The sequence below is a fragment of the Moorena sp. SIO2C4 genome (assembly GCF_010672485.1).
GTDB classification, from domain to species: Bacteria; Cyanobacteriota; Cyanobacteriia; order Cyanobacteriales; family Coleofasciculaceae; genus Moorena; species Moorena producens.
The window spans coordinates 1-5,091 of sequence record NZ_JAAHGN010000531.1; the positions used below are offsets into that span (position 1 = coordinate 1).

Genomic DNA, 5,091 nt, shown 5'->3' on the forward strand with positions numbered 1-5,091 from the left:
TCATTGATAACCTGTATACCGATGCAAAATCCTTCTTGCCAATCTGAATGCAGGTTAGGTACCACTTTTAAAGGGACACGGTTTCGAGTCTGTGACCTTGTAGAGAGATTAGGGTTAGGGAGATTAGGGCTAGGTTCGGGTGTTGGCATTGGCTCCCTTAAACCTTGGTTGGTATCCGGTGGCGGTGAAGGTAAGGGTGCCATGCCGCTGGGTTTGGCACTGGGGGATGGTAAAGGTAGTGGCTCCTTTAAACCTGGATTAGCAAGGGGTGACGGTAGGGGAAGGGGTGTAACTTGCCTTGGTGTGACAGTTGGTGATGGTGCAGGTAAAGGTGCCGGTAACGGTGCGATTACACCAGGGTTAGTACGCAGGTTAGGTGCCGGTAACGGTGCGATTACACCAGGGTTAGTACGCAGGTTAGGTGCCGGTAACGGTGCGATTACACCAGGGTTGTTACGCAGGTTAGGTGGGGGTAGTGGTGCCACGCTCCTGGGTGTGGGATTGGATAGGGATGGAGGTAGTGGTGCAACCCTCCTGGGTGTGGGATTAGAGAGGGGTGGAGGTAGTGGTGCAACCCTCCTGGATGGTTGCCCACTTGGTGTTGGTGTAGGCATTTGCCCGATTGAGCTGGGTTGGGAATTTGGCAATGGCGTGGGCATTGGTTTGGTTCTGCCTGGTGGGAAACTTGGTCGCCGTATGGAAATTGACGGGATAATCGGAGCAACTCCCACGTTCGGGGCGAAATTGTTGGCAATTAGCAGTCCCTGAAGCAGTTGTTGTTTAGGACCCTCCACACTCTGCCAATCATCTTGCAGGATCCCGCCAGTATCCCCACTATTGGGATTCCAACTCCAGTAGGCAAAACTTAGATTGTTTCGATTAATGTAATCTACCAGCCGCCGCTTCCAGAGTCCCTCTTTTGAGTTAGGGTCTACCTCCTTACCACCGAATTCTCCGATCAAAATCGGCGCAATGCCTTCTCTAGCGATATAGTTCCAAGCAATTTCCCAGCGGTATTCCAAATTGTTAGGGAAACTCGGTTCTGAAAACCAAGGGTGATTGAAAACTCCAGGGCCGTATTCATGGGGGGAATAGACCAGCTTATTGGCATTAGACAAACGTACTGGATATTCCCTAACCCCTTCCAGATTACCCCCATGCCAATGGGTTGCTAGTCGTTGACGTGGAACATTCTTTTCCACACCTTCAACAACTATCAGCCAATTGGGGTTGACCGCAAGAATGGCATTACCAGCCCTCTGTGCTGCCAGTCGCCAGTCAGTGGCTAGATCGTTTGTTCCCCAGCTGGCTCGACCATGGGGTTCATTTTTCAGGTCTGCACCAATGACATTAGGCTGATTGCGGTAACGAGTTGCCAGCATTTTCCAGGTTTCTATCCAATCAGTTTCCGTAAACCCATCCCCATACCATAATGGAGGAATACGTTGGTCATTGAGTCGGTGACAGTCCAACAAAATTAATATGCCTTGCTGCTGGGCTTCCTTGATAATGGCATCCATGACCTCCAAGGGCGATTTACCGTAAAGCTCCCGATTGTTACCGATGTTGAAATCAATCCCACTGACCTCTGAGGCTCTTAGGGATTGGATAGAAAACGGCAGCCGAATCATGTTGTAGCCCAAGCTTTTGATCTGCGCCAACATATCCTTGTAGTCTCGTTTCCACAACCCATGAGGAGCATGCAACTCTGTCTCAATCCCAAACCAGTTCACCCCTCTGAGTAATATCGGGCGACCTAGGGAATCAAGTAGTTGTGATCCTTGGGTAGAAAGAGGTAGCTGCATGGTTCTTGCTGCATTGGCTGCATCAACAGGATGGTGAGAAGGCAAGGTTAATTCCATCAGGGATAAAAAGACTAACGCTAAGCCAAGACCAATGATTCGCCAAGGAAGTGTAAATTTGGTTCGCTGGTACTTAGGAAGCCTACTATGCCCAGGCTTGCGCCGTCGAGGCTGCCCGAAATGGCTGATGATTGTCAGCAGGATAGTTGATAGGATGCGGGCAACTCGGGATATGTGCCGGAAAAATCTAGACATCGGTTTCTACAAGAGAAGAGGTAGAGTTAGTCACAACTAGAGGTGCGACCCGTGGCAAATTTAATTCGCCAAGGTCAAGCGCACCTAAGAACTTGAGATTGAGCTTCCTTCACCCTGGCTAACTCGACAAACTAAATTAAGCAACTATATATAGGGCAATGGGTAGGTGACGATAGACAATCCCTTAATATCAATACCCAAAACTAGCCCTAATGTCAGTGTATCTCGTCAAAACCGAAACCAGAAAATGCCCCTGATTAAAAATCCTGTAATGCTTGATGGGTAAAGCCTAGAGTCGAAATCAGCAGGTGCGACCCAAGGGCGATTTACTCGCCCATTGGAAAGCGCACCTATAGGAATTTCTGGTGGGGGTTACACAACCTTCACAAAGTATTTTGACAGATTCCAAAGACTAAGTCAGGGCAGGTATTAAAAAAACTCAACAACTTTTGGGGGGGCATACAGTCAAATACTTATTGAACATGGGTTTTAGCTCCATAACCCTTTTTAGTTTCCCCCACATCCACGTTGAAAACCGTCCCTTTTTCAGGGAGTATTGTGAGCTACATAGCCCCTGAATTGTAAAGCTTTCAGGTGATCACTAGGAACTGCAAGTTTCAATCTAGACCGGGTTTATATAGCTTTACTAGTTATTCATATAAAATTCATCAAGTTAGTGAACCGTTTCATGAAAGTTTTATGAAACATGGGCTCACTACGGATTAACTTAAAGAAAAGCGAAAGTATTAAGGGGTGTAGCTACAAAAAACTTCTGCCGCTGACCACTGATAAGTAGTGAGCCAAAGACTAAACTCTTGACAATTTGATCAAAACTTGGCAGAGTTTTGCACGGCTCAGGTTAAATGGCTTATGCGGCAACTATCCAAGGAAACTACTGATTATGACATCTCCGATTAAACAATTTGTCCTGAAACCGATCGTATTTTCAGCTGCACTGTTTGCAGTCCTAACCATACCACTGGCTTGGTTTGGCTCTGAACCTTTGAATATCCAAGTGCAAGAGGAGCCAGTGTTTGATGGTAAACTAATGGACGTAGCTCCACCTTACTTGGGCTTAGCAGCGCTACTAAGTGTGACTCTAGGAACTGCTACGGTGGCGATCACTGGATGGCGCTCCGCTGACCGCAACCGGTCTGATATAGAGGCACAGTTATCCGGTCTTGAGGAAAATCTCAAGAAAAAGGAGGAATTGTTAGAGACACTTCAGCTCTCAGACTCTAGGTTAGATGCTTCTGGACTCAGGGAGTTTACCTCAGATAAAGACACTTCAGTATCTTTGAACGACAACTACCAGCCAATTACCAATCTTGAGCAAGTCAGTTCTGAACCCTTGCCCAAAACCTACCATCCGATTCCCGAAACTGGGTCGGTAACTGAACCAGTAATCATTAACACTCAAGCAGTGGACCATGAACCATCCACTAAACCCCCCACTAAACCCGACTTGGACGTGCGAGCAGCTACGGCTAGGTTTCCATCGGTTCAATCATTTCTAGCCTATGCTCCACCCAATGCTGCTCAGGAGCCACAGATTAACCCAACTTCCCTTAATCGTGATGAGTTTGACCAACTCTACACTAAAATTCAGCATCTGATGTCTCAGATGGTCACTGTAAAAAAGGCTATGGAAAGACGGTCACCCAAAACTTCACTCGAGTAGTCGTGATCAGATAGCTACCAAAAAAACTTGGTAATGGCTAATTCCTAGATATTGATAGTTAAGTCATATCAAGGGTTAGTCATTATCTTTTCTTACTAGTCAAACCGGAATCTTACGACGTAATGTTTTAATAAAAGCCCTAATCACCTCAGCTGGAGTGTTTCTAGTCTGTTCATAATGTTGATGTGGATTGCTTCAATAATTCTATTGCTTCAATAATTCAAGGTCTGATTCTTAAAGAATTATCGTCACAAAGTATGCAAGCACTGTCAAGATCAATGCTGAATTGCTTGAATGCACCCTGACTATGCACTGACATCATATGCACTGACATCAATTAAGCTCAGAATGATTGGAAAGCATTGCTACAATGCGGTCGAACCTTTTCCTATTTTGCCAACCTAGCCATAGGGGGAGAACTTGGGATTCTGCTAATTCTAGTACCAAGGATTGAATTTCTTGGTCAGATGCCTGTCCATAAAGCAGTAGTACTAAGAACCCATTGAGTTGCCGTGCCATTGTTTTAGCTTGAGGTAAGGCATCTATAGCTTCAGTCCAATGGACAGGGAACATCAAATGAAGTGGCTTATCGTCTCCCATGTGGATGAGAGTGGGTTTGAGGAGATTGCAAGTTCCATGAGGTCCCTCGTACCAAGGGCGATGATTTTCTAGGTACGCAGCTTCTGACTTTACCCAAGTATTCATTTTGTACCTCTAAGTTTATTATAGCTCTTATTTTCTTTATGGTAATTGATGAAAAATGGATTCGCTAAAATTCGTTGTAGTCTACAACGAACAAATCCTCTTAGGGTTTGCTCTTGAGAATTTATCCCGTGGGATAATAACTTATTACCATTGGTATCCCAAGGTAATAGGTCTGGTGATATAAACGCTAAATTTATGTAGCTGTAGCTGTCGTAGTTGATTCTCTAAAAAGAACATGGATTGGTAGTATTTAGTCAGTTATGCAATGTTATAACGCTTAAATTTTAAAAAAATCCATAGTTTGCAATTAGTTTTTTTAAGTTATACTTTAGTTAACGACTAATTGAATTTATGGCCAATTTATCTTGACTTATATCCCCACACCAGTGAGGCGGGAATAACTTACGAGGAAGCGAGTTTTTTCAGTTATTGCTCTGACCAAGAGTCAAGATTTAGAGTGACAGTAACCTGGGATGAACCCGAAAAATTTCCCTTTACCTTTATCCTTATTGTGATGGCCAGGGTGCATCTCACTGTCTTGATGCAATAGCGAGTGGTTTGAAGTTACCGTAAGACAGTTGAGCCTTATTCACATAACTTAAACCAAATACCCATAACCTGCCGACGCTCATTGGCTCAACGTAATCA

The 5,091-nt window shown here is 44.9% G+C and carries 3 protein-coding genes; 1 reads left to right on the forward strand and 2 read right to left on the reverse strand.

What is annotated here, in order from left to right:
- On the reverse strand, positions 1-1,862 hold a 1,862-nt coding region (locus tag F6K20_RS23660), incomplete at its 3' end, for a glycoside hydrolase family 5 protein (RefSeq protein ID WP_502708868.1).
- Positions 1,863-2,958: 1,096 nt separating this feature from the next.
- On the opposite strand from F6K20_RS23660, the gene F6K20_RS23665 reads away from it, so the two are divergent.
- A complete protein-coding gene (locus F6K20_RS23665) occupies positions 2,959-3,738 on the forward strand; it encodes a hypothetical protein (protein WP_008178731.1) in 780 nt (259 codons plus the stop codon).
- Positions 3,739-4,071: 333 nt separating this feature from the next.
- Here the strand turns inward: F6K20_RS23665 and F6K20_RS23670 are convergent, their stop codons facing one another.
- Complete coding sequence (locus tag F6K20_RS23670; protein ID WP_008178733.1) at positions 4,072-4,443, reverse strand: hypothetical protein; 372 nt, start codon at positions 4,441-4,443, stop codon at positions 4,072-4,074.
- Positions 4,444-5,091 lie beyond the last annotated feature (648 nt).

Coding starts and splice junctions, on each gene's coding strand:
- F6K20_RS23670 (WP_008178733.1), bottom strand. CDS start 4,443: ATGAATACTTGGGTAAAGTCAGAAGCTGCGTACCTAGAAAATCATCGC.
- F6K20_RS23665 (WP_008178731.1), top strand. CDS start 2,959: ATGACATCTCCGATTAAACAATTTGTCCTGAAACCGATCGTATTTTCA.